At 69.3% G+C, this 22,029-nt stretch carries 17 protein-coding genes; 10 read left to right on the top strand and 7 right to left on the bottom strand.

Going from position 1 to position 22,029, the window contains the following annotated elements:
* Window positions 1–109 precede the first annotated feature (109 nt).
* The 3 genes from QN245_RS17480 (at window position 110) to QN245_RS17470 (ending at window position 5,255) form a co-directional block, all read left to right on the top strand.
* Window positions 110–2,824 (top strand): TonB-dependent receptor, encoded by a 2,715-nt coding sequence (locus QN245_RS17480; protein ID WP_425612965.1) that lies wholly within the window; start codon window positions 110–112, stop codon window positions 2,822–2,824.
* A gap of 71 nt (window positions 2,825–2,895) precedes the next feature.
* Window positions 2,896–3,987 (top strand): Ca2+-dependent phosphoinositide-specific phospholipase C, encoded by a 1,092-nt coding sequence (locus tag QN245_RS17475; RefSeq protein ID WP_317843762.1) that lies wholly within the window; start codon window positions 2,896–2,898, stop codon window positions 3,985–3,987.
* 44 nt (window positions 3,988–4,031) lie between these two features.
* Entirely contained in the window at window positions 4,032–5,255 is a 1,224-nt protein-coding gene (locus tag QN245_RS17470) for a histidine-type phosphatase (protein ID WP_317845392.1), read from the top strand.
* A gap of 374 nt (window positions 5,256–5,629) precedes the next feature.
* Here the strand turns inward: QN245_RS17470 and metK are convergent, their stop codons facing one another.
* Window positions 5,630–6,841: a methionine adenosyltransferase gene (gene metK / locus QN245_RS17465; protein WP_010342184.1), complete on the bottom strand. Its 1,212-nt coding sequence runs from the start codon at window positions 6,839–6,841 to the stop codon at window positions 5,630–5,632.
* A 206-nt stretch (window positions 6,842–7,047) separates the two neighbouring features.
* On the opposite strand from metK, the gene olsF reads away from it, so the two are divergent.
* The 3 genes from olsF (at window position 7,048) to QN245_RS17450 (ending at window position 12,172) form a co-directional block, all read left to right on the top strand.
* The gene (gene olsF, locus QN245_RS17460; RefSeq protein ID WP_184644440.1) at window positions 7,048–8,763 is read left to right on the top strand and encodes a bifunctional ornithine lipid synthase OlsF; all 1,716 of its coding nucleotides are present in this window, start codon (window positions 7,048–7,050) and stop codon (window positions 8,761–8,763) included.
* The gene (locus QN245_RS17455; RefSeq protein WP_160966683.1) at window positions 8,760–9,578 is read left to right on the top strand and encodes a UDP-2,3-diacylglucosamine diphosphatase; all 819 of its coding nucleotides are present in this window, start codon (window positions 8,760–8,762) and stop codon (window positions 9,576–9,578) included. The genes olsF and QN245_RS17455 overlap by 4 nt, the downstream gene beginning before the upstream one ends.
* Before the next feature lie 656 nt (window positions 9,579–10,234).
* Window positions 10,235–12,172, top strand: coding sequence for a tetratricopeptide repeat protein (locus QN245_RS17450; RefSeq protein WP_184644438.1), 1,938 nt, complete (start codon window positions 10,235–10,237; stop codon window positions 12,170–12,172).
* A gap of 66 nt (window positions 12,173–12,238) precedes the next feature.
* Here QN245_RS17450 and QN245_RS17445 read toward each other — a convergent pair whose 3' ends face one another.
* Entirely contained in the window at window positions 12,239–12,625 is a 387-nt protein-coding gene (locus QN245_RS17445; protein WP_160966687.1) for a hypothetical protein, read from the bottom strand.
* Between the two features lie 362 nt (window positions 12,626–12,987).
* Between QN245_RS17445 and QN245_RS17440 the strand changes: the two genes are divergently transcribed.
* The 3 genes from QN245_RS17440 to QN245_RS17430 all read left to right on the top strand — a co-directional run bounded on the left by QN245_RS17440 (window position 12,988) and on the right by QN245_RS17430 (window position 15,756).
* The gene (locus QN245_RS17440; protein ID WP_160966689.1) at window positions 12,988–13,662 is read left to right on the top strand and encodes a hypothetical protein; all 675 of its coding nucleotides are present in this window, start codon (window positions 12,988–12,990) and stop codon (window positions 13,660–13,662) included.
* Between the two features lie 195 nt (window positions 13,663–13,857).
* Window positions 13,858–14,550 (top strand): hypothetical protein, encoded by a 693-nt coding sequence (locus tag QN245_RS17435; protein ID WP_317843761.1) that lies wholly within the window; start codon window positions 13,858–13,860, stop codon window positions 14,548–14,550.
* A 132-nt stretch (window positions 14,551–14,682) separates the two neighbouring features.
* Entirely contained in the window at window positions 14,683–15,756 is a 1,074-nt protein-coding gene (locus QN245_RS17430; protein WP_317843760.1) for a metal-dependent hydrolase, read from the top strand.
* Window positions 15,757–15,763: 7 nt separating this feature from the next.
* Here the strand turns inward: QN245_RS17430 and QN245_RS17425 are convergent, their stop codons facing one another.
* The 5 genes from QN245_RS17425 to QN245_RS17405 all read right to left on the bottom strand — a co-directional run bounded on the left by QN245_RS17425 (window position 15,764) and on the right by QN245_RS17405 (window position 20,712).
* Window positions 15,764–16,591 carry a methyltransferase domain-containing protein gene (locus QN245_RS17425; protein WP_317843759.1) on the bottom strand — a complete coding sequence of 276 codons (828 nt, stop codon included), beginning with the start codon at window positions 16,589–16,591 and terminating at the stop codon, window positions 15,764–15,766.
* Between the two features lie 23 nt (window positions 16,592–16,614).
* The gene (gene dusB / locus QN245_RS17420; protein ID WP_317843758.1) at window positions 16,615–17,613 is read right to left on the bottom strand and encodes a tRNA dihydrouridine synthase DusB; all 999 of its coding nucleotides are present in this window, start codon (window positions 17,611–17,613) and stop codon (window positions 16,615–16,617) included.
* A 75-nt stretch (window positions 17,614–17,688) separates the two neighbouring features.
* Window positions 17,689–18,294: a DUF4893 domain-containing protein gene (locus tag QN245_RS17415; RefSeq protein ID WP_317843757.1), complete on the bottom strand. Its 606-nt coding sequence runs from the start codon at window positions 18,292–18,294 to the stop codon at window positions 17,689–17,691.
* Window positions 18,295–18,391: 97 nt separating this feature from the next.
* Window positions 18,392–19,345 carry a ribokinase gene (locus QN245_RS17410; protein ID WP_317843756.1) on the bottom strand — a complete coding sequence of 318 codons (954 nt, stop codon included), beginning with the start codon at window positions 19,343–19,345 and terminating at the stop codon, window positions 18,392–18,394.
* A 68-nt stretch (window positions 19,346–19,413) separates the two neighbouring features.
* The gene (locus QN245_RS17405; protein ID WP_160948067.1) at window positions 19,414–20,712 is read right to left on the bottom strand and encodes a NupC/NupG family nucleoside CNT transporter; all 1,299 of its coding nucleotides are present in this window, start codon (window positions 20,710–20,712) and stop codon (window positions 19,414–19,416) included.
* A 217-nt stretch (window positions 20,713–20,929) separates the two neighbouring features.
* On the opposite strand from QN245_RS17405, the gene QN245_RS17400 reads away from it, so the two are divergent.
* Window positions 20,930–21,901, top strand: coding sequence for an aldo/keto reductase (locus QN245_RS17400; protein ID WP_160966700.1), 972 nt, complete (start codon window positions 20,930–20,932; stop codon window positions 21,899–21,901).
* Window positions 21,902–22,029 lie beyond the last annotated feature (128 nt).

Raw genomic sequence — 22,029 nt, 5'->3', positions numbered from 1 at the left:
GAACATTCCGTTGGTCGCGCCTACGCTCGGATTCTTCATGTCGCACTCGATCCATCTTCCCAAACGCCTGTCATGGGCGATCGCCGCAGCGTTGCTCGGTGTCGCGCCGATGGCCTTGGCCCAGGCGCAGGATGCGCAGGAGACGCAGAACCCCGCGTCCGACGCCAGCGCCAAGACCCTGGACAAGATCACCGTCGCCGTCACCCGCTACAACGCCGCGGACATGCAGATGGCGGCCACCAACACGGCCAACGTGCTGTCGGCCGAAGACCTGAAGTACACCGCCGTGCACAACATCGCCGAGGCGCTGGGCCTGCTGCCGGGCGTCAATGTGGTCAACACCGGGCAGTCGTACTTCGGCGGCGTCGACGGCGCCGCGCGCGGCGAGGGCATGTTCGCCTCGGTGCGCGGCCTCAACGCCGAGTACAACGTCAACCTGATCAACGGCGTCAACGTCGCCCAGGGCCTGCCCTACAGCCGCAGCGTGCAACTGAGCCTGCTGCCGCCGTCGGGCCTGCAGACCATCGTGTTGAACAAGACCTCCACCGCGGCGATGGACGGCGATGCGATCGGCGGCACCATCGACTACCGCACCCCCAGCGGCTTCGACTACAGCGAGGCGATGGGCGGCAGCGTCACCGCCAGCGGCCGCATGGAAAGCCGTGCGCGCGACTACGGCGACAGCGGCCTGGGCGAGGGCGCGTCCGGCGAGTTCCACGCCAAGTTCGGCGCCGACAACCAGTTCGGCATCTACACCAGCGCGTACTACGACGAGCGCCACTACGTGAACAGCGAAGTGGCCAACGCCGCCGCCTCGCGCGGCGACTGGTCGGGCAAGTACTTCTCGCGTACCACCGCCAGCGGCCAGCCGGCGCCCGGCTACGATCCGCAGGACCTGCTGATGGCCACCGGCGCCAACATCGGCTATTCCGCCGGCGACACCAAGCGCTACGGCGGCAACGTGTCCTTCGACTGGCACGTCGACCCGAGCCTGCAGTTGTACGCGCGCGCCACCTACGCCTACGCCAAGACCGAGCAGAACACCGGCTACACCCAGCTGGTGCCGGCCAACGTGAGCCTGGTGCAGATCGGCAGCACCGGCGTGTACCAGCCGCAGATCAACCGTGTTGCGGTGCGCTACTGGTACGAGACCAACCCGGAAGTGGCGGACCTGGCCACCTTCCAGTTCGGCGCCGACAAGCAACTGGGCAACTGGACGCTGTCGCCGAACCTGTTCTACAGCTACGGCGACAACGATCGTCCGGACCACGTGGAAATTTCCGCGCGCGTGGACCAGTACGCTTCGACCCAGTTCCCGTACGGCGGCGCCAACACCTTCTCCGGCTACGACAGCGAAGGCTTCCCCAAGCCGCTGCTGACCCCGGCGATCCAGGCCCAGGCCAGCGACATCGGCGGCCTGTATGCGCGCCGCTACGGCCAGTTGACCAAGTCCTACAGCGGCCAGACCAAGGGCGGCGCCAAGTTCGACGTGCGCTACGACTTCGACCAGGGCGCGCTGAGCAACATCCAGTTCGGCGTGAAGTACGTCGACAGCTCCCGCGACTTCACCTCGCGCGACTGGACCAACAGCAAGTTCACCGACGGCACGCTGCTGCGCGACACCGGCCTGGTGGTCGGCCAGTACGATTCGGTGTACCCGGGCAAGTACGCGTGGCCGACGGTCAAGCTCAGCAACGGCGGGTTGAAGGCGATGATCGCCCAGCACCTGACCGCGGCCAGCTTCGACACCTGCGGCAGCCTGGCGATCAACAACCAGAACTGCGCGACCATGCGCGGCGACGAGGCGGTCACCTCTGCGTATGCAATGGCCACCTTCCGCAGCGGCGACCTGGAAGTGATCCCGGGCGTGCGCTTCGAGCACACCAGCATCCGCAACACCTTCTGGACCATGCCCGAAGACGCCAACGGCAACGAACTGCCCGGCTTCTTCAGCAGTAACCGCACCAGCTACGACGTGCCGCTGCCGAGCGTGTTCCTGAACTACCGCCCGGGCGCCGGCAATGCCGTGTACCGCGCCTCGGTGTGGACCAGCTACACACGGCCGGCGCTGGTGCAGCTCGGCGGCGGCGCCAACTACGACGTCTCCAGCGACGGCACCACGGTCATCACCGAGGGCAACCCGGACCTGAAGCCGATCAAGTCGCTCAACGTGGACCTGTCCGGCGAGTGGGACAACGGCCATGGCGGCCACGCCATGCTGGCCGGCTACTACAAGCGCCTGACCGACTACATCTACGAGAGCGGCTCGGATCCGGCCAACGCCGGCAGCAGCGCCGGTGCCGGCAACGTGCGCTACGTGCGTCCGCAGAACGGCGGCGACGGCAAGGTGCTGGGCTTCGAAGCCGCGGTGCGGCAGACCCTGCAGGGCATGCCGGCTCCGCTGGACGGCTTCGGCATCGGCGCCAACCTCACTCGCCAGACCACCCGCGTGGACCTGGGCATGGACGGCTTCCACGACGAGCGCATCCAGAACGCGCCGGACCTGATGGCCAACGCCGAACTGTTCTACGAGAAGGGTCCGCTGTCGGTGAACCTGGCCTACCACTACTCCGGCGAATACGTCTCGGTGTACGACTACTACAACCGCGGCGCGACCTGGGACGACCTGTGGGTCAAGCCGATCACCCGCGTGGACCTGCATGTCGGCTACACCTTCAACGAGCACCTGCGTGCCGACCTGTCGGTGGCCAACCTCACCAATCGCCTGAGCTACTGGGCGCACGTGGGCCGCAACAGCACCGCGATCTCCGACATCGTCGATGCCGGCCGCACCGCACTGCTGAACGTGAAGTACACGTTCTGAACCGGGCGCTTGCGCACGCTGGACGTCCCCACCCGCCGCACGGCCTTGTGCCGCGCGGCGGGTGGGGCGTTGTGTGCAGCGCGCTGCTGCTCGTCTGGCTGGCGCTGATTGGCCTGCCGGGAGCGGTCAGCGCGGCAGCGGCACCGGCGACAGTGCCGATCGACGGCTTGCGCCTGGACCAGGTGCAACTGCTCGGCTCGCACAACAGCTATCGGCCAGTGCCGACCGCGCAGGTGCGGCAGCGCCTGCAGGCGCACGACGCCGCCGAATGGCCGGCACTGGCCTATGGCCATCCTTCGCTGCAGGCCCAGCTCGCGCTGGGGCTGCGGCAACTCGAACTCGACGTGGCCGCCGACCCGCACGGCGGCCTGTATGCCGCGCCGTATGCGCGTGCCGATGCGGCGACCCGCGCCAGGATGCATGCGCCAGGCGCCAAGGTCCTGCACCAGCCGGGCCTGGACTACGCCAGCCATTGCCTGCGCTTCCGCGACTGCCTGGCGATTCTCGCCGCCTGGTCGCGCGCGCACCCGCGGCATGCGCCGCTGGTGGTGCTGGTCAACGCGGTGGATTTCGATCCGGTGCCGGGCCTGTGGCCGCACCGTGCCGCCTTCGATGCCAACGATCTGGACGCGCTGGACCGCGACATCATCGAGGTGGTCGGGCGCGCACGCCTGATCGTGCCCGACGATGTGCGCGGCGCCGCGCCGAGCCTGCGCGACGCGGTGCTGGCGCATGCCTGGCCGCGCGTGGCACAGGCGCGTGGCCGCATGCTGTTCGTGCTCGACGGCAATCCGCGGCACGAGGCGCTGTATCGACAGGAGCATCCATCGCTGCGTGGCCGCATGATGTTCGGTTGGTATGCGCCGGACCAGCCGGAGGCGGCGGTGCTGTCGATCGAGGATCCGCTGGCCGAGGCGGCGCGGATCCGCGCGCTGGTCGCGCAGGGCTTCGTGGTGCGCACCCGCGCCGATGCCGAAGGCCGCGAAGCACGTGCGCACGACCGGCGCCGTGCGCAGGCGGCGCTGGATGCCGGCGCGCAGTGGATCAGTACCGATTACTACGCCGGCGCGCCGGATCCGCAGCAACTGCACTACTGGCTCGGTATCGCCACGGGCCTGCGCTGCGACCGGATCACCGCTGACTGCGGCGCGACCGCGCCATGAGATTTTCCATCTTGGGAACGACGATGAAGACAGGCTTGTGCTGGATGTTGTGGGTCGCGCTGGTGGTGGCGACGTTGGGCGCGCAGGCGCGGCCGGCGCCGAAGACCGTGCCCGTGCCCGCGCTGCAGGTGGAAAAGGTGTGGATGCTGTTCCGCCATGGCGTACGCGCACCGCTGCCGGGCGAGGCCGCGGCTGCCGCGCTGGCGCCGCAGCCCTGGCCGGTGTGGGACACGCCGCCGAGCCTGCTCACCGCGCACGGCCGCACCGCGGTGGAGCGCAGCGGCGACTACACCCGGCAATGGTTGCTGCGCGATGGCGTGCTGCCGGCCCAGGGCTGCCCCGCCGACGGGGCGGTCAGCATCTATGCCAACACCGACCAGCGCACCATCGTCAGTGCCGAGTTGCTCGCCGACACCCTCGCGCCCGGCTGCCATCTGCAGGCCGGCCACCAGGCCGAGGGCAGCGACGACCCGCTGTTCCGCCCGGTGGAAGCCGGCGCGGTGGAGTTCGATGCCGCCGCCGCGGTGGCCTCGATCCAGCGGCAGACCGGTGGGCCGGGCGCGGTGCTGGCACCGTATGCACGCGAACTGCGGACCATGCAGCAGATCCTTGGCTGTACCGACACCTGCGACTTCGTGCACATGCCGTCGTCGCTGACCCCGGGCGGGAACGGACGCAGCCTGGCCCTGCACGGACCGCTGGACCTGACCTCGGGCACGGCCGAGGTGTTCATCCTGCAATACGCGGAAGGCATGCCGCTGGACCAGGTTGGCTGGGGCCGCGCGACCCCGGCGCGCATCGCTGCGGTGTCGCGCCTGCATGCCTTGCTGTTCGAGATCTATGCGCGGCCGCAGTACATGGCCGCGCGCGCGGGCGCGCCGCTGGCGCACCGCCTGCTGGACACGCTGGGCACGGCCGATGCGCCGCGGCTGAGCGTGCTGGTCGCCAGCGACACCCACATCGCCGCGCTCAGCGGCCTGCTCGACCTGCACTTCCATCTGCCCGGCTTCGGCCGCGACGACGCGCCCCCGGGCGGCGCGTTGGTGGTGGAGCAGGTGCGCGACGCACGCAACGGCCAGCGCTACGTGCGCGTGCGCTACCAGGCGCAGTCGCTGGACCAGCTGCGCGCACTGACCCCGCTGAGCCTGCGCCATCCGCCGCTGCTGCAGACCCTGCAGATACCCGGTTGCAGCGACTCCGCGACCGGGCTGTGTCCGCTGCCGAAGTTCCAGTCGTTGCTGCAGGCCGCGCTGCAGCGGCGCGGCTGAGCAGGCACGAAGTTCTTCTGCTCGTCTGCTCGTCGTAGGAGCGGCTTCAGCCGCGACAGGCCTTCCCAGGAATGCCCGTCGCGGCTGAAGCCGCTCCTACGACGGACGGCATGCTGACGCGTGAATGGATGACGCGTTGCCCGGCATTGCGATGCCGTGTCCTTTGCTCGCGGCGACCGCGATGCGCTGCTGATCCTGTAGGAGCGGCTTCAGCCGCGACAGGCGTTCGTCGTGACGCCCAGTCACGGAGGCGGTGGCCTACGACGACGCATCCGCGACAGCGTCTGTGTCGACGGTTCAGCACCACCCATCACCCCAAATGAAGAACGGGCCGCAGTGCGGCCCGTTCTTCGTCGCAAGCGCGGCTGGCCGGCTTACTTCAGCTTGGCGTCCGCGCGCAGTGCCTCGGCGCGGTCGGTCTTCTCCCACGAGAACGCGGTGGCCTGGTGCTGGGCGCCGGTGCCGTCGGTGTAGGTGAAGGCCTTCGGGGTACGGCCGAAATGGCCGTACGAGGCGGTCTGCTGGTACATCGGGTGGATCAGGTCGAGCATCTGGATGATGCCGAACGGACGCAGGTCGAAATGCTTGCGGATCAGCTTCTCGATCTTGTCGTCGGCGATCTTGCCGGTGCCGAAGGTGGTGACCGAGATCGAGGTCGGCTCGGCCACGCCGATGGCGTAGGAGACCTGCACTTCGCAACGGTCGGCCAGCCCGGCGGCGACCACGTTCTTGGCGACGTAACGCGCGGCGTAGGCGGCCGAGCGGTCGACCTTGGACGGATCCTTGCCGGAGAACGCGCCGCCGCCGTGGCGCGCCCAGCCGCCGTAGGTGTCGACGATGATCTTGCGCCCGGTCAGGCCGCAGTCGCCCACCGGCCCGCCGATGACGAACTTGCCGGTCGGGTTGATGTGGAACTTGGTGCCCTTGTGCAGCCACTTGGCCGGCAGCACCGGCTTGAGGATTTCCTCGCGCACGGCTTCGACCAGGTGCTTCTGCTTGATGTCCGGGTCGTGCTGGGTGGACAGCACCACCGCGTCGATGGCGGTCGCCACGCCGTCTTCGTAGCGCAGGGTGACCTGGCTCTTGGCGTCCGGGCGCAGCCACGCCAGCGGCGAGTTCTTCTTCTTGCGCACCTTGGCCTGCTGTTCGACCAGGCGGTGCGACAGGTGGATGGCGGCCGGCATGAAGCTGTCGGTCTCGCGGGTGGCGTAGCCGAACATCAGGCCCTGGTCGCCGGCGCCCTGTTCTTCCGGCTTCTTGCGGTCCACGCCCTGGTTAATGTCCGGCGACTGCTTGCCGATCAGGTTGAGCACGCCGCAGGTCTCGCCGTCGAAGCCGACGTCGGAGCTGTTGTAGCCGATGTCCAGGATCACCTTGCGGGTCAGCGCTTCCAGGTCGATCCAGGCGCTGGTGGTGATTTCGCCGGCGACGATCGCCACGCCGGTCTTGACCAGCGTTTCGCAGGCCACGCGCGCGCGCTTGTCCTGGGTCAGGATCGCGTCGAGCACCGCATCGGAGATCTGATCGGCGATCTTGTCCGGGTGGCCTTCGGAGACCGACTCGGAGGTGAAGAGATAGCTGGACATCGCGGCTATATCCTTGTATTCGGATGAAAAGATGGAGGCGAATGATACACGGGCGCCGGGCGGCGTGCATGGTGCCCGGGGCCGACGTTGCCCAAGGTTAACCGGTTGGCGCGCCACGGTGCGTCCGTCACCTTGCCGTAGCCAGATTGCAAGATCGGTGTCGCCGCCGCGGCCGAAGCTGTGCGCAGTCAGCAAGGGGGCTTGCCGTGCTCGCACTCGAACGCCGTCTTCAGGACCGCTACCCGCATTGGTTTGCCGGACGCCGCTCGCGGCTGGTCCGGCCATTGCTGCGCGGCCTGCAGAAATGGTCGGGACTGGACGCGCTGGACGCGTTCCTGGAGGCCAACCGCGACCTGCGCGGGTTCGCCCTGGTCCAGGCCGGACTGGATTTCCTGCAGGCCCGCTACGTGGTCGGGCCGACCGCCGCCGAGTGCATCCCGGCGCGCGGGCGCCTACTGATCGTCGCCAACCACCCCTCCGGCGCGCTGGATGCGCTGGCGCTGCTGGACTGTGTCGGCCAGGTGCGGCGCGACGTGAAGATCGTCGCCAACGATTTCCTGTGGGCGCTGGAAGGGCTGCGCGACCTGCTGCTGCCGGTACGCATCCTCGGCGGTGCGCCGTCGCCGGCCAGCGTGCGGGCGATCGAGCAGGCGCTGGCGCAGGAGCAATGTGTGATCGTGTTCCCGGCAGGTGAAGTCTCGCGGCTGGGCTGGGGCGGCGTCGCCGACGGCCGCTGGCGCCGCGGCTTCCTGCGCTTCGCCCTGCGTAGTGCCGCGCCGGTGTTGCCGGTGCGCATCCATGCGCGCAACTCTGCGCTGTTCTATGGCGCCTCGGCGCTGTTCAAGCCGGCCGGGACTGCGTTGCTGGCGCGGGAGATGTTCGCCCGTCGCGAGCGCCGCATCGCGCTCAGCCTGGGCCGCGCCCGCGCGCTGCCGCAGGACCTGCCCGAAGCCGAGCTGATGCGGCGCCTGCGCAGCGAGCTGTATGCGCTCGGCCGCAGCGGCGGGCAGGCCGCGCCGAGCGAGGAAGCGCTGGTCGCCGCCGAGGACCCGGCGCAACTGGCCGTGGAAGTGGCGAGCCTGCGCAGCCTCGGCCACACCCTGGACGGCAAGCAGATCCGCGTCGGCCGGCTTCGCGCCGGCTCGGCGCTGCTGCGCGAGATCGGCCGCCTGCGCGAGCTGACCTTCCGCGCGGTGGGCGAGGGCACCGGCCGGCGCCTGGACCTGGACGACTACGACACCTGGTACGAACACATCGTGCTGTGGGATGGCGCCGCCACCCGCGTGGTCGGCGCCTACCGCGTCGCCCGCGGCGCGCCGGTGCTGGCCGAGCGCGGCCTGGCCGGCTTCTACACCGCCGAACTGTTCCGCTACGGCGAGGGCATGCTGCCGCGCATCGCCGCGGGCATGGAACTCGGGCGCAGCTTCGTGGTGCCGGACTACTGGGGCAGCCGCAGCATCGACTACCTGTGGCAGGGCATCGGCGCCTATCTGCAAGATCATCCGCAGGTGCGCTACCTGTTCGGCGCGGTGTCGATCAGTGCCGCGTTGCCGCAGCAGGCACGCGAGCAGATCGTGGCCTACTACGCGCGTTACTACGGCGACGCCAGCGGCGAAGCCGCCTCGGCGCGGCCGTTCCCGTACCCGGAAGCGCCGCCGGCGTTCGACGAACTGGACGCCGACACCGCCTTCAAGGTGCTCAAGGGCAACCTCGACGCGCTGGGCGCGGCGGTGCCGATGCTCTACAAGCAGTACACCGATCTGTGCGAACCCGGCGGCGCGCGCTTCCTCGCCTTCGGCGTGGATCCGGCGTTCAACGACGCCGTCGACGGCCTGATCGAGCTGGACCTGCAGCGCATCCGCAGCAAGAAGCGCGCGCGCTACCTCGAACGTCCCCGCAACGAAGCAGAGGTGGTGGCATGAATCCGGTCAGCAGCCTGTCGCCGCGCCGCGCGGTGTTCGTCTCCGACGTGCACCTGGGTGCGCCGCATTGCCATGCACGCGAACTGGCCGATTTCCTCGGCGGCCTACGCTGCGAACAGTTGTACCTGGTCGGCGACATCGTCGACTTCTGGTGGATGGCGCAACGCCGCGCGGTGTGGAGCGCGGCGCACCAGCGCGTGATCGATGCACTGCATGCGCTGGCCCGTGGCGGCACCGAGCTGATCTACGTGCCCGGCAACCACGACCGGCCGATCCGCCGCTTCTGCGGGCTGGCGCTGCCGGCGATGCAGGTGCGCCGGCGCGCGGTGCACGCCACCGCCGACGGACGCCGCCTGCTGGTGGTGCACGGCGACGACTACGACAGCGTGACCCAGTTCGGCGGCCTGCAGGAGAAGTTCGGCGACTGGCTGTACTACCGCATCCTCACCGGCAACCAGCTGACCAACCGCGTGCGCCGCCGCCTGGGCATGCGCTACTGGTCGCTGGCCGACTACCTGAAGCGGCAGAGCAGCGCGGCCGAGCGCTACATCGAGCGCTTCGTCACTGCCGGCCTGGACGACGCGCGCCGTCGCGGTCTGGACGGGGTGATTTGCGGCCATGTGCACCGCGCCGGCCTGTTCGAACGCGATGGCCTGGTCTACGCCAACGACGGCGACTGGGTCGAAAGCCTCACCGCGCTCGCCGAGGAGGCCGACGGCACGCTGCGCCTGCTCTCGCATCGCGGCGACGTGCTGCGCGAACTGCCGCCGCGCCTGCGGCTGGTGCAGGAGAACGCCTGGCCGCGCGCGGCCTGAGGCGGACGGTTCGCGCGCGGCTACGCTGCGCCGCTCTCTGCGGAGTTTCTGAGCACGTCGTGGACTGCGCATGCCGCAACCACGGTGCGGGTCGACTGGACGCAGCGCTGCCACAGTGGCACTGGACGGCGGCGTAGAACTCGGCGTGACGTCCATTCCATGATGATCGACGTGGTGCGGATAGCACCGCGGTGTGCGCTTGCCCGGCCTCCAGCGCATCGGGTCTACTGCGTTGCGATGGAGCGATACGCCCGGGCAGGAGCACATGGCCGCCGCGCCCGGTTGTCGCCCCGGGCCATATCGCTGCGGCGCATCTGCGCCGCATCCCGATCAGTTCTGGAGCCGTGGAGCACGTGAAACCAGGGAAGGCAGTGTGCGGCCGGTCGCTGCGATCCGCATGGACGTGGTCGAGCCCGATCTGGTCGGCGTCTTGCAGCACGACCCTCCAGGCCCAGGCCACCACTGCACGCGCGTGGCAGCGGGCACGCGTCCGAGCGGCGTGCCTGGGCGTCCTGCTCGCGGCGTGCGGGACAGCGATCGCGCAGAACACGGTCTACGGCTGCACCGATGCCGAGGCACCGCGCAAACTCCCGGATGCGATGCTGTGCCTGCAGCAGGCCGGCCTGTCGACCTTGCACACAACCGGTGGCACGCGGATGGACGCGCTGTTCGCACGGGCCAAGGAACAGCTCGACGGCGGCCGCTTCGACGCCGCCGAGCAGGCGCTGGACTGCGCCGAGGCCAATATCGGCGATGCCGGCGACGCGCGATTGCGCTACGAACTCACGCGCCGCCGCGGCATTCTCGATTTCCGTCGCGAACGCCTGCCGCAGGCGCTGGCGCGCTTCGAGTGCGCGGCCACGCTGTCCCGCTCGCTGCACGACCGCGTGGGGCAGGCGCGCGATCTGAACAACGTCGGTGCGGCGCTGCGCCGGCTCGGCGATTTCCGCGGCGCCCTGCGCAACCTGACGCTAAGCCTGGACCTGCAGCGTGCGCACGGCGCAGTAGCGGCGTCGGTGCTCACCAATATTGCCGACGTCTATCGCGAACTGCGCGAGTCCGACACCGCGATGCGCTACTACCGCGATGCGCTGGCCGCCAACCGCGCGCAGGGCGACGCCATCGAGGCCGCGCACGTGCAGGAAACCATGGCCGAGCTGGCGCTCGACAGCGGCGACACGCCGCAAGCGCTGGCCTGGTTGCAGGAGGCCCTGGCCGTGTACCGCGCGCAGGGCCGCCGGGTGTACGAGTTGCGTGTCCACGACGGCCTGATCCGTGCGGCGCTGGCGCTTGGCGATGTGGCGCAGGCGCAACGCTGGAGTTCCAGTGCGCTGGCGCTCGCCGAGGCGTGGGCGCTGCCGCTGCCATCGGCACTGCAGCTGCAACTGGCGCGGACGGCCCGGCTCGAAGGCAATGCCGCTGCGGCCGCGGCACGCCTGCGCGAGGCGCTGGCCGCGGCCGCCGGCGGCGATCCGGTGCGGGTGCCACTGCTGGAGGAACTGGCACGGCTGCAGGAAAGCAGTGGCGACACGGTGGCCGCCATCGCCACCCTGCGGCGCGCGAACGCAGAAGCCGCCGCGTTGGTGCGCGCGCAGCACGATCGCCAACTGGACTGGTTGCGGATCCGCTTCGACACCGCCGAAAAGCAGCGCACCATCGACGCCCTGCAAAGCGAAAACCGCCTGCGTCAGGCCCAGCTGCGCCAACGCACGCTGCTGCTGTGGCTGGCGCTGGTGTCCGGCGTCGCCGCCGCGCTCGGTGTCTGGCTGTGGCTGCAGCGTCGCCGGCAGCGCGAACGTGTGCTGCAGGCCGCCCAGCGTGTTCGCCATGAGGAGCAACTCGCCCGTTATCGGCGCGAGGCCGATGCGCTGGCCGAGGATCGCAGCCTGCTGCAGACCTTGCTCGATAGCCGCGAGGATGCGCTGTGCCTGCTCGATGCCGAAGGCCAGGTCCTGGCCGCCAATCGTGCCGGCCGCCTGCTGCTTGGCGGCACGGACGCCGCCGAACCGGTAGGGCAGGCGGTGTTCGCCTGCGTTGCCGAACGCGACCGTCCGGCGTTGCAGGCGGCGCTGGAGCGTATGGAGGACAGCGCCGCGCAGCGCCTCGAGGTCGTGGCGCGGCACGGCACACCGCTCGCCGTTACCCTCGCACCCTGGCGGGGCGGCGATGGCCTGGTCGTCCTCGCCCTGCAGGAACGCGACACTGACGCGGCGTCGGACACCGCGCAGGCCGAGCACACGCAACAGGAAGCCGCTGCGCCTGCGTTGCGCGATGCCTTCCGACGCGCGCTGGTCGACTTGATGCTCGCGGTCATCGACACCTGGGAGCGCACCACGGCGACCGGCCGGCTGGAGTTGGCCGAGCGCAGCCGGATCTGGCGCGTGAACATCGACGATGGCCGCCTGCGCGCGCGGGCGATGGAGCGCTACCTGGCGGTCTCCAAGTTGCCCAGCAACCCGCGCTGGCGGGATGTACTGCGCTCGGCCTATTTCGTGCTCGCGCACTGCGAGGGAATCTCGGCAGAGGCGCGCGCCGCGCTGCAGTCGCGGATCGACACGGTGCTTGCCTACACCCGCCGGGACGCGCTCGGCTGAGCGTGCCTGGCCGCCCTGCTGGCGACCGTTGGCCGCCCTGAGGAGCGAGCGCGCCTGCACGGTGGGTCAGCGCCCGCGCTTGGCCGGGCAGACCACGCACGCGCCCTTCAAGCCTTGTTCCATGCGGTAGGCGCTGTGGTGGTCGCGGGCCAGGAAGGTCGTCGGGCCGAGCACGATGGGCTTGGCCGATCGCGACGGGGCCACCACCTCGCAATAGGCGGCAATGGTGTTCAGCGTATTCGTGTACGGCTCGTGGCTATCGACCACGCCGCACTTGTCCATGGTCTGCCGCAGCTGCTGGCCGTCGAAATCGAACTTCACCACGACCTCCGGTTCCTGGTCCTGCTCCAGGCACCAGTCCGGTGGCAGGGTGTCGTGGCCGTGGGCGATCAGCGGCAAGCTCAGCAGGACCGCGACGAGGGCGGCATGAAAGACGGAGCGGGAGGCAGGCATCGGAATCTCGCAATGCGCAGAAGGGAAGCCGCAGCCTACGAGTGGCGCGACGGCCGATGCCAGCGCATCCACGGGTATAGACCGGGAATAAATCCGGCTAACGCATTGATTCTTCGATGGCGGCATTGTGCCGCGCCACAGGATCGCGCGCCCGCGACCGGTGGTGCTCGTATCCGGGCTCCGTCAATTCGACCCGGTTCATTCCATGGGCGGCCCGGCTTCGCCCTCGTGCTGCGCCGTCGCCCTGCCTAGCCTGGAATCGCCGGATCGCACCGTGTGTCGATGCGGCGGTGGCCTTCCTCCGGGGGCGGTGCACGCATCCCAGCCATCTCCAATCCCTTCCATATAGCGAGAGAACGCTCATGAAGAAGAAGTTCCTTGTCGCAACCGCTCTGCTGGCGGGCAGCGTCGTCGGCACCCCTGCGCTGGCGGCCGAGAACCCGTTGGACCATGCCGGCATCCAGCACAACATGTACCTGGGCTGCCTGATGGACCTGAATGCCACGGCCGAGGACGCGCTGACCCTGCTGGTCAAGAAGTGCGGCTATGCCCCCGGCGTGCCGCTGGAGCGGTACATCGCCACGCAGCAGCCGATCGTCGACTCGATCGATCCGACGCGGTCCCTGACGGAAAACCTGCCCGCACTACGCCAGCAGTTCAATGCCTACGAGTACTCGTTCCTCGTTCGCATGGATCAGATCGTCGAGAACGCCGCGGACATGGATGCCGCGGCGGCCCAGTTCGAGGCGCTGGAGCGCGAGGCCATCGCGCGGCTCGATCCCAAGTCCGAGAACGGCGCGCTGATCCTGGGCGGGCTGAGCGTGGCCAGGCATTCCAATGGCTACTGGTCCAAGCAGGCGGCCGAGAGCGGCGTCACTTCGAAAGGGCGGTTCTGGAAATGGCTGGCCGTCGTCGTGAGCGACGTGGGTGGCTATTTCCTCTCGAATCACGACGTCGGGGCGGCGGCCACGGTCTCCAGCCAGGCCCACGACGTGATCTTCGACACGGCGAGCCCGACTCCCAATCCGCAACCCTGAGTCGATCCATCTGCCGCCAGCCTTTCGGGAGACCCGATCGGGCCAGGCACGCCGAGGGGGGAAGGCCCGATGGGCGCCTTCCCCTGTATCGCATTGCGCCATGTGCCGGTGCGTCGGTGGTCGCCCTTTGCGGGGCCTGCGCAGGAACGTCGAGACCTGGCCACCTCTCTCTCCATCCATTGCACGAGAATGTTCATGAACAAAAAACTCCTTGTCGCGACCGCCGCCCTGCTGGTCGGCAGTGCCTTCGGCGCGGCCCCCGCGCTGGCGGCCGAGAATCCGATGGACCAGGCCGGCATCCAGCACAACATGTACCTGGGCTGCCTGATGGACACCAACGTCCCGCCCGACGGGGCCCTCGCCGCGCTGGTCGAGAAGTGCGGCTACAACCCTGGCATGCCGCTGGAGCGCTTCATCGCCACGCGGCAGCCCATGGTGGATGCGATCGACCCGACCCGGCCGATGACCGAGAACCTGGCTGTACTGCGCCAGCAGTTAAGCGCCTACGAATTCTCGTTCATCGTGCGAATGGACCAGATCGTGCAGAACGCCCAGGACCTGGACGCGGCGGCGGTGCAATTCGAGGAACTGGAACGGGAAGGCATCGCGCGGCTCGATCCCAGGTCGAAGAACGGCGCGCTGGTCCTGGGTGGGCTGAGCGTGGTCAGGCACTCCACGCGCTACTGGTCCAAATTTGCGGCCGACGCCTCATCGAGACAGGCTGCGCCTCCGCACACGGGCTGGGCGATCGTCGCAGCGAGTGATGCGATGGGCTACTTTCTCTTTGGTGACAGCGAAATGGCATCTGGCACCTCGTATTTGGCCTTTGGCATCCTCGTTTCACAGGGATATTTCCCACTCTACGCATCCGGAGAAATTTCCCCCTGATCCTGCTTCAGGCAGTGCAGATGAAATAAAGAAAGGCGTCCCCGACGGGGCGCCTCTCCCTGTCGGGCACATCGAGAATGCGGGTATCTCACCGCTGCGCATCGAGCACTGCATCGCTGCTAGCATCCCCCGATGGATTCCCTCACCCAGATCGTGCTCGGTGGCGCCGTTGCCGCGGCCATCGCCCCGGCCGCGCATCGGCGCGCGGCACTGCTCGCCGGTGCCGCGCTCGGTACCGCGCCGGATCTCGATTCGCTGATCCTGCTGCCGCTCACTCGCGATCCGGTCACGCTGATGACGGTGCATCGCAGCGTCAGCCATTCGCTGTTCGTGCTGCCGCTGCTCGGCTGGCTGATCTGGTGGCTGTTCCGCCGCTTCGGCCACGGGCGCGTGGCCGAGGCGCCGCGTCGCTGGTTCTGGGCGATCCAGTTGGCGCTGATCACCCATCCGTTGCTGGATGCGTTCACCGTCTACGGCACGCAGCTGTGGTGGCCGCTGCGGCCGCCGCCGGCCATGTGGTCGAGCGTGTTCATCATCGATCCCGCCTACACGCTGTGGCTGCTGCTGGCCTGTGGCATCGCCTGGTGGGCGCGCGCGCGCCGCTTTGCGCAGCAGGCTTTGCTTGTCGGACTGCTGTTGAGCAGCGCCTACCTGGGCTGGTCGCTGCTGGCCAAGCACCTGGTCGATCGCGAGGCCGACCGCGCATTGGCGGCGATGGGCCTGGCGCAGGCGCCGCGCTTCTCGGTGCCGATGCCGTTCAACACGTTGTTGTGGCGGGTGGTGGCGATGACGCCGAGCGGCTATGTGATCGGCGAGCGCTCGCTGGTCGCCGATCGTGGGCCGATGCGCTTCCAGGGCTATCCCTCCAACACCCAGGCGCTGGCGCAGGTACGCGACCTGCCGGCAGTGCAGCGACTGAGCTGGTTCAACCGCGGTTTCATGCGCGCGCAGGTCAAGGACGGCGAACTGGTGCTCAGCGACCTGCGCATGGGCCTGGAACCTGACTACAATTTCAACTTCGCGGTCGCGCGGCAGCAGGGCGACGGCTGGGAGGCGATTCCACCGCGGCAACTGCAGGCCGCGTACCGGGCGCCGGTGGCACGTGGGCAGATTCGCGCAGCGCTGGCGCGGATGTGGCAACGGATCTGGGTCGAGCCGGCGTCGCCCGCGCCGGTCGGCACGCAGGCATCGCCAGCGGCGCCGTGAGCGCCGCTCAATACACTGTGGCGTGCGCCTGCACGAACGAATAGAAGAACACCGCATCCGGGTCGCTCTGCACCTGCGCCATCTCCCGGCGCATGCCGGCCACGGTCTCCGCGTCCACCGCGCCGGCCTGCAGCAGCCTGTCTGCCGCCGACAGCAGCAGCTCTTCCCAGAACCCGATCATGGTCTTGCGCCGCGCCGGCTCGCGGTTGTCCAGGTGCAGGGTCTTGATCTCGGTGCTGACGTCGCGATACCCGCCGGCCAGCAGCAGGTTGCCGAGCTTGGCGCCGACGAAGGGGTCGCCGCCGTGGTCGTACTGGAAGTCGTTGAATGCCATCCAGTAGCGCCACACGTTCGGCGAGTAGGGGTGCAGCAGGAACGAGGCGTTCATCACCTCGGTCACGTACACCGGCGACCCCGGCGCCAGCACCCGCCGCACTTCGCTGAGCACGCGTGCCGGCGACGGCACGTGCTCCAGCACCCAGCACAGGAACGCCGCATCGAAGCTGCGCGGCTGGAACGGCAGGTCACCGGCGTCGGCCTGCTGCAGCGTGTAGCGGTCCTGGCACCACGGCATGCGCTGCAGGTTGTCGCGCGCGGCCTGCAGCTGCGCCTCGCTCAGGTCGATGCCGGTGACGTGCAGCTCCGGGAAGCGCCGCAGCAAGACTTCGGTCTGCGCGCCGACGCCGCTGCCCACCTCCAGCAGGCGCCGCGCGCCGGTGTAGTCGATCTGATTGAACAGGGTGGCTTCGAGCAGCCGCGCCTGTTTCAGCAGGCGTGCCTGTTCGGTGTCGGAATAGCCGTGCAGATAGGTCGGAGTCTCGGCAGATGCGCTCATGGCGGTGCTCCAGGAAGAAGGCGTCAGGCGGCGGCGGACAAGGCGGGCGGCACCCCGGCGATCAGCGCGTCGAAGTAGTTGGCGGTCAGCGCCAGTTGCGCCTGTGCGCTCTCGGCGCGGTTGACCACGGCGCGGAACGCGGCGTTCTCCGGCCGGTCCTTGGCGTACCAGCCCAGGTGCTTGCGCGCGATGCGCACGCCCTGCACCTCGCCGTAGAAGTCGTGCAGGGCCTGCAGGTGGCCGAGCAGGGTGTCGCGCACGAACGTCAGCGATGGCGCCGGCTGCTGTTCGCCGGTGGCCAGATAGTGCGCGATCTCGCCGAAGATCCATGGCCGGCCCTGCGCCGCGCGCCCGACCATCACCGCGTCGGCGCCGGTCGCGGCCAGCACCTGCGCCGCCTTCTGCGGCGAATCGATGTCGCCGTTGGCGATCACCGGGATGCGCAGCATCGCCTTGATCTGCGCGATGGTCGCGTACTCGGCGTGGCCGCTGTAATGCTGGTCGCGGGTGCGCCCGTGCACCGCCAGCGCGGCGATGCCGCAGTCCTCGGCGATGCGCGCGATGATCGGGCCGTTGCGGTGGTCGCAGTCCCAGCCGGTGCGGATCTTCAGCGTCACCGGTACCGGCGAGGCCTTCACCACCGCGGTGAGGATGCGCGCCACCAGCGCCTCGTCGCGCATCAGCGCCGAGCCGGCCCAGGCGTTGCACACCTTCTTCGCCGGGCAGCCCATGTTGATGTCGATCAGTTGCGCGCCGTGGTCGGCGTTGTAGCGCGCGGCCTCGGCCAGCTGCTGCGGTTCGGTGCCGGCGATCTGCACGCTGACCGGGTCCGGCTCGCCGGCGTGGTCCATGCGCTGCAGCGACTTGCGGGTCTGCCAGAAGCGCGGATCGGAGATGGTCATCTCCGACACCGCCAGGCCGGCGCCCAGGCGCTTGCACAGCAGCCGAAACGGCTTGTCGGTGACCCCGGCCATCGGTGCCAGGATCACCTTCGGTTCGATCGTGTAGGGGCCGATGCGCATGCCGCTAGTGTAGCGGGCCTGCGTATTGGCGCGCCGCAGTCGCGCCGCCCTCCGCGGCGGCAGACGCCGCGCGCGTCAGCGGATCAGCTGGTACAGCTCGAAGCCGTTGTCCTTGCCGTCCAGGATCAGCAGCAGTTCGTTGGGTCCCAGCGCGACCAGGCGGCCGACGCTGTTGCCGTGTGTGCCGTCGGAGACATGGCCAGGGGCGTAGGTCGCTTCAGGCTCGTCGTTCACCGTGCTGGCGCCGAGGAAGGCCAGTTCGTGGCTGCCGGCGGCCAGCGGATACAGGGTGCCGCTGCGGCGCTGCGAGCCGCTGGTCTTGCTCAGGTGATAGCCGCAGGCATCGCCGCGGATCTCGGCCTTGAAGTACGGGTACGCATAGGCGAAGTGCGGGTCGACCTGGATCGAGCGCACCTTCCAGCGGCCTTCCAGTTTGCCGGGTTGCTGCGGCGTCTGCGCGCGCTGCAGCAAGGTGCGCGCCAGCGTGGCGCCTGCTTCCTGCTCGGCATCGTCGTAACGTGGTGCGATCACCTGTTGCAGGCGCTCGGCGGACACGGTCACCGCCGCGCGGTCGGCATCGGCGGCCAGGCTGTTCCAGTCGCAGCGCGGTGCAGCGGCAGCGCACAGCGGGAGCAGCAGCGCGCACAGCGCGCCGAACGGCAGCAGGGAATGACGGGGCATCGGGAACTCCTTGTCGGATGCGGCCGGCACGGCGGCCGGCGGTGTTGTGGTCAGGGAAACGCGGCAATCGCGGCGATGCGGATTGCCGCGCGCAGGCTCAGGCGGCGTCCGGGGTCAGCCGCGGCATCGACGCCGCCGCGCCCTCGGCTTCGGTGGAGCGCGCCGCGTAGTGATTGGCGAAACGCACGTGGGTGGCGAACGCGGCGTTCGGCGACTGCGCCAGCGAGGCCACCAGGGCGCCGTTGAAGGCATCGCCGGCGCCGGTGGTGTCCACCGTGTGCGCGGTCTCGGCGCCGATCCGGTAGTAGGGCTGGGTGTCGCCGCGCAGGCGCTCCTCGGGATGCGAGATGAACGCGCCGACCGCGCCCAGCGTCACCACCACGGTGCCGCCCGGCAGCAGCTTGCGGCATAGCGCGTGCAGGCTGCCGCCATCGGTGGCGGCGACGTCGTCGGCGTCCACACGCGCGCCGACATGGCGCGCCAGCAGGGCGGCGAACTCGGTTTCGTTGGGGGTCAGCACGTCGGCCAGCTTGAGCAGGCCGATGCTGGTCTGCGCGTTGGCCGGGGCGGCGTTGAGCACCGTGGTCAGGCCGGCCTCGCGCGCCAGCGCCAGGGTGGCCTCGATGGTCTCGATCGGCGACTCCAGCTGCGCCAGCAGCACCCGCGCCGATCCCAGCAGCGCGCGTTGCGCCTGCACGAACTCCAGGCTCAACGCGGCGTTGGCGCCGGCGCCGATGACGATGGTGTTGCGGCCGTGGCCATCGACGTAGATGCCGCCGGTGCCGGTCGGCTCGGTGCTGGCCTCGGCGACCAGGGCGATGCCGTCCTGCGCCGCCAGGCCGCGCGCCATCGCGCCGCCGGCATCGTCGCCGAGCGCGCAGACGAAGCTGGTGCGTGCGCCGGCGCGGGCCGCCGCCACCGCCTGGTTGAAGCCCTTGCCGCCGGGGCCGGTGCTGTAGCGGCCGGCGATGGTCGCCCCCGGTGCGGGCAAATTCTCGCAACGCCACACATGGTCGACATTGAACGAACCGACGACGATGACCGAACTCATAGGCATGTACTGCTTCTCGACTGGAACTGGAAAAAAAGAAAACCGGTGCGGCGGATGCTGCGGCCGGATCACGCGAAGTGCGACAGCACCCCGGCGATGGTCGCGGTCATGAAGGTGGCGATCGAGCCGCCCAGCACCGCGCGCAGGCCGAAGCGGGCCAGGTCGTGCCGGCGCTCGGGGGCCAGGCCACCGATGCCGCCGATCTGGATCGCGATCGAGCTGAAGTTGGCGAAGCCGCACAGCGCGTAGGTGGCGACCAGCCGGCCTTCCGCGCTCAGGCTCACGCCCGGCACCTGACCCTGGACGATACGCGACAGCTCGGTATAAGCGACGAACTCGTTGATGACCACCTTCTGGCCGATCAGCGAACCGACCGTGGTCGCATCCGGCCACGGCGTGCCGATCACCCAGGCCACCGGCGCCAATACGTAGCCGAAGATGGTGGACAGGTTGGTCGGGCGGCCCAGCGCGGAGGCCAGGCCGGTGACGTCGCCGAGCCAGGTCAGCGGGGCGTTGACCAGCGCAATTAGGGCGATGAACGCGAGCAGCATCGCGCCGATGTTCAGCGCCAGGCGCAGGCCGTCGCCGGCACCGGCGGCGGCGGCGTCGATCACATTGCTGGTGGTCTTCTCCACTTCCATCTTGACCGTGCCGCGGGTCAGCGGCGTGCCGGTCTCCGGGATCAGCAGCTTGGCCACCACCAGCGTCGCCGGCGCGGCCATGATGCTGGCCGCCAGCAGATGCTTGGCGTAGAACGCCTGCTGCGCCGGATCGCCGCCGCCGAGCATGCCCACGTAGGCCGCCAGCACGCCGCCGGCGATGTGCGCCATGCCGCCGATCATCATCGTCAGCAACTCGGACTCGGTCATGCGCGGGATGTACGGGCGCACCGTCAGCGGCGCCTCGGTCTGGCCGATGAACACGCTCGCGCACACGCTGGTGGTCTCGGCGCCGGACACGCGCATCACCTTGGTGATCGCCCACGCCATCACCCGCACCACCGCCTGCATCACCCCCAGGTGGTACAGCACGCCCATCAGCGCGGAGAAGAAGATGATGGTCGGCAGCACCTGGAAGGCGAAGATGAAGCCATAGGTCTTGGTGTCGAGCAGGCTGCCGAAGATGAAGCTGGAGCCTTCGTTGACGAAGCTCAGCACCTTGACGAACACCTGACCGAGCCAGTCGAACACCTCGCGTCCGCCCGGGACCAGCAGCACCAGCGAGGCGAAACCGATCTGCAGGACCAGGCCGGTCGCGACCAGCTTCCAGTCCACCGCTCGGCGGTTGTTGGAGAACAGCCAGGTGATCCCGATCAACACCGCCAAACCGAACAGGCCGAAGCCGATCCTTCCCAATCCCTCGACCATCTGCGTCCCCGGTCCCCGACCAAAGACGGGAAGCCTAGTGCAGGGGGTGACGGCCGGCAAGGCGAGGCGTGTTCAGTCGGGGATTCGGGAGCGGGGATTGGGGATTCGCAAGAGCGGGGCGCCCCCGCTGCCGCCGACGGGGCCTTGCCGCGGCGCCGCTACACTGTGCGGCCACCCGCCGGCCTTGCCGCGGGTTCGCTCAGCAGGAGGAGTTGCCATGCATTACCGTCGCCTCGGTGCCACCGGGCTGCACCTGTCGGCGCTGTCGTTCGGCGCCTGGATCAACTTCGGCGGGCAGACCGGCCGCGACGAAGCGCGCAACCTGATCGCCGCCGCCTGGGACCACGGCATCAATTTCTTCGACAACGCCGAGGTCTATGCGCACGGCCGTGCCGAGCAGGTGATGGGCGACGTGATCGCCGACCTGCGGCTGCCGCGCGACGGCTTCTGCGTGTCCAGCAAGGTCTACTTCGGCGCCGTGGAATCGCCGCGCCCGACCCAGCGCGGGCTCTCGCGCAAGCATGTCACCGACGCCTGCCATGCCGCGCTCAAGCGCCTGCGGGTGGAGTATCTGGATCTGTATTACTGCCATCGTCCCGATCCGGACACGCCGGTGGAAGAAACCGTGCGCGCGATGGACGCGCTGATCCGCCAGGGCAAGGTGCTGTACTGGGGCACCTCCGAGTGGCCGGCCGAGCGCATCCGCGAGGCGGCGCAGGTGGCGCGCGCGCTGGGCCTGCACGGGCCGTCGATGGAACAGCCGCAATACAACCTGCTGCATCGCGAGCGCGTGGAGCAGGAGTACGCGCCGCTGTACGCCGAACTGGGCCTGGGCACCACCATCTGGTCGCCGCTGGCCTCGGGCCTGCTGACCGGCAAGTACAACGACGGCATCGATCCGGCCTCGCGGCTGGGCCAGGAGCGCAATGCCTGGCTGCAGCAGGAGGTCATCGGGCCGCCGGCGCAGCGCCGGGTCGAGCGCGCGCGCGCCTTCACCGCGCTGGCCGCCGACGAGGGCGTGGCGCCGGCGTCGCTGGCGATCGCCTGGTGCCTGCGCAACCCGCACGTGTCCACGGTGATCCTCGGCGCCAGCCGGGTCGCGCAATTGCTGGAGAACCTGGCCGCGCTGGAATTGGCCGAGCGCGACGACGCGGCGTGGTGGGAGCGGGTCGAAGCCGCCGTGCGCTGAGGACGGCACTTGCTTGCCCCGTCACGATGTCGTGGCGGCGCAAGCGAGAGGGTTCGTGTCGATCTTTGAAATCTTTCGGGATCTGTATTTCGATCGGTACTGCGAATCGAATCGGGCGAGAATGGGTC

The sequence above is a fragment of the Xanthomonas rydalmerensis genome (assembly GCF_033170385.1).
GTDB lineage: Bacteria > Pseudomonadota > Gammaproteobacteria > Xanthomonadales > Xanthomonadaceae > Xanthomonas_A > Xanthomonas_A rydalmerensis.
The sequence above is the reverse complement of the archived record's forward strand: the minus strand, read 5'-3'. Positions and strand labels throughout refer to the sequence as shown.